This is a genomic window from Neisseria sp. P0022.S010 (assembly GCF_051956635.1).
The window spans coordinates 1-3,445 of sequence record NZ_JBQCXF010000315.1; the positions used below are offsets into that span (position 1 = coordinate 1).

Here is a 3,445-nt window from a genome sequence, read left to right on the forward strand (position 1 = left end):
AAGGTAACCGTCCTGCCAGGCCCGGGTGCGGGCACGTTGCTCATCGGGTCAAGGTAGTAGCGGTTGGTCAGGTTGTTGATGCCTAAGTTGACGTTGAGGTTTTTGTGCACCTGATAACGGCCGTACACGTCCCACGTCAGCGAGGGGTTCCAATGGTAGGGCTTGCCGGTGCTGTTGAAGATATGCCCCAAACCCCGCTTCAACAGTTGGTCGTATTGCTTGGTATTGACGCGGCTGTGGTAGATGCCGCGCAGGCCGAATTCGAGTTTCTCGCCCAAGGCGCGCATGCCCGCATCAAGGTTGACCGAATACTTCGGCTGCAGTGCCTGGTAGCCGCGCGTGCTGCCGTAGCCCCCTTCGATGCAGACCGGTATGCCTTTGTAGCCGTAGGGGTCGAAATCGAAGGCTGTGTCGCGGTCGCACATCTGCTGTTTCAGGCGGTAGGTCGCGCCCAGCGCGGCGAAGAAGCGACCGCTGTCGATGCGGCCCTGCCATTCCAGCCCGGCGGTATCCTTGCTGTCGTATTGCACGGTGCGGAAATGGTCGGTGGTCTCGATCACGTTCCGGATGCGGTTGCGGTAGTAGGTCAGGCGCATATCGCCTTGGCGCAGCCGGGCAAAGTGCGGTGCGAAGTTAAAGTTGTAGCCGATTTCCAGGCTGCGGCTGCGTTCCGGCTTAAAGCGGAAATTCGGTGCTTTGGGCGATCCGACATAGGCCAGGTCGTTGTAAAAGCTGCCGACTTCGTACACGCTGGGGAAGCGGGTCATCTGCGCGTAGCGCACGAACAGGCGGTTGTTGTCGGTCAGGTCGTAGCTGACGGCGACGGTCGGCGCCCAGGCATGGGCGCGTATCGGTTTGGGCTGCGCCCAGTATTGCTCTTCGGTGTAGTGTTTGTTGATAACCCTATGGGCTGATCCGGTATCACCGCCGGTTTCCGGATAACCGACACCCATATTGGACAGTTTTCCTGCTTTGTAATGATCAAGACAGGTTATTACGCTATTTCTTATACAGTTCTCAGGATTTCCCGGCACTGCCCAATATCGGTAATGTGCCTGATTCAATCCCTGCGGATTGGCAACCTTTTCCTGATAATTTTTCACAAAATCATGGAAATGTTTGGGTAGAGAACCGCTGTCCAGCTTGCCGTTTACAAACGGCACGTATACGGGGCGCACCCGGTACAACGGTTGATTTTGAGAATCATTATAACCTGTACCGTCGCCATAAACAAGCCCGTCGCTGCCGATATAGCTGTATTGATCCTCAACCCGGTAAGTACCATCACTACTATATTTCGGCATATTATAGCGTGCACCGTGCGCCTGCATGGCCCGATCGGCGGCGGCGATGGCGGCATCATTGCCTGACTGGTAGGCGCGCCGGCTCTGTTCGGATACCGCCTCCCAATCGCGCCGCTCCTGATCGCCCACCAGCTCGAAATATGGGATGTACACGCCGTCCGAATAAGTGCCGTGCCCGCCGCCAGCCTGATAGCGCGGGTCGCGGCGGGCGCGGCCTTCGGCCAGGGCGGTATCGAAGCCCCTGAAATTGTGGTAGCGGATGCCGGCGGAGATTTTCAGGCGGTCGGTGGCCTGCCAGTCGAATACCAAGTTGGTTCCCCATTCGCGCCGTTTGCCGCCGCGCGGGCCGGCGATTTTCGTCATGCCGGTGGCCATGCCGGCCAGGTTGAACATATCCTGCGAATTAACCACTTCCACTTCTTCTTCCAGCTTCTCGTTCTGATAGTCGGCGGACAGGGTCATGTGCAGGCGCGGATGAAGGCGGAAGCGGTTGTTCAGGTCGAAGCCCGTGCGGCTGACGCGGGTTTTCTGTTCTGCGCCGGAAAGTACACGGTATTGTCCGTTGTCGTTGGGCAGGATTTTCATCACTTCTTCTTTGCTCAAACCGTTTACGCCGAAATCGTCCATCAGGCTGCTGCAACTGCTGTAGCTGTCGGCATAATCGGGCGGAAGTTGTCCGCGTTTGGTGCACCAGTGCCAGACATCGTAGTAGGGGTCCGGTTTGGCGGCAGACAAATCCATGCCGCCGCTCTGGTGGCGGGTGGTATTGGTTTTGATGCGCCACAGGTTGGCTTGCAGGTCTATCCAGCGGCTGTTTTCGGGCTTCCAGTTCCAGCCGAGTTTGTAGGTGTCGGTGCGGATATTGGAATCGATACTTTGCATCTGCGGCGACAGTGCTTTGGGGCGGTTGCTGGGATTGTATTCTTCCATATTCATCACATAGGTGGTATGGAAGGGGTTGATTTCGCCAAAGCGCACGTCGGTGCGCATATACTGCCAGCCAAGTTTATGGCTGCCGGGCAGATGCCAGTTGTTTTTCAACAGCAGGGTTTTGGTTTCGGTGTTGCTGTTGAGCACTTCCACGCCGGGATGGTAGACCTTGGCCATATTGGGCACGAAGGTGGCAGAGTTTTTGCAGTTGAAATCGCTGCCGCCTTGGTCGTAGCATTTTTGCAGGTCGTATACCGGATTGTGCAGGTAGCCTTCCGCACCTTTGCGCCCGGCGAAGTAGTTGCCTTTGTTGCGGTAGCTGTAGGCGGCCAGGCCGTCTGAAAGTTCGGTTTTGAAGGCGGCGGCGGCCATATAGCCGCGGTCGTTGCCGAAACGCCGATTATCGCGGCTGCTTTTATGTTTGGGCGGGGTCAGGCCGTCGGCCACCAAGGCCTGCGGGCTTTGCTGGCCGGTATGCGGGTCGACGCCGCCGCCCGCGCCGTCCGCCGTCGCGCCGAAAGGCAGGGTTCGGTAGTCTTCCCAGCCCAGCCATTGGTTGAGGTTGTTGGCCTGTTTGTTGCTGTTGTTGGAGAACTCTGTTTTCAGCTGGAAGCCGAATTTCTGCCCTTCCGGCACGATGTCGTCGGCTTCGATGGTGCGGATGGTGACCGCGCCGCCGACGCCCGATTTCACGCCGCGCGTGAGGGCGGGGCTTTTTTCCACCGCGATGCTGCGGAATAGGGCGGGATCGAGGTAGTTGCGGTCGCCCACGCCGTAGTTGTTCATCCATACGTCGATAGTCTGCTCGGTGCCGTCAATGGTAACCGGGATGCGGCCTTTGCCGGTGATGCCGCGGATATTGGGCGTAATCGCGCCGCCGGCGGTACGGGTGTTCATGTTGTATACGCCGTTGAGGCCTTTGAGCACGTCGCCGGCGGATTGGACGCGGTAGCGTTCGAGGTATTCCTTGCCGACATAGGCGTTGGAGACGTTTTTGTAATACACGTCGTCCGAGCCTTTTTGGTCGTTGGTACGTTTGCCACTGACAACAACAGTATCCAATTCCTGGTATTGTTCTGGTCGAGCTGAGGCTTCGATGGTATCAGCAACGGTTAATGTACTGAATGCGCTGGCAAGGCTGAGAATGATTATTTTGGGTTTGGGAGTAAAAGCAGACATAGTTTCTCTTTGTTAAGAACTTAATATAAGAG

At 57.2% G+C, this 3,445-nt stretch carries 1 protein-coding gene; it reads right to left on the reverse strand.

Annotated features, from left to right (window positions below):
• Nucleotides 1–3,413, reverse strand: a 3,413-nt coding sequence (locus ACTHUT_RS15940) for a TonB-dependent receptor domain-containing protein (RefSeq protein WP_440419040.1), incomplete at its 3' end; no start/stop codon positions are given.
• Between the last annotated feature and the right edge of the window lie 32 nt (nt 3,414–3,445).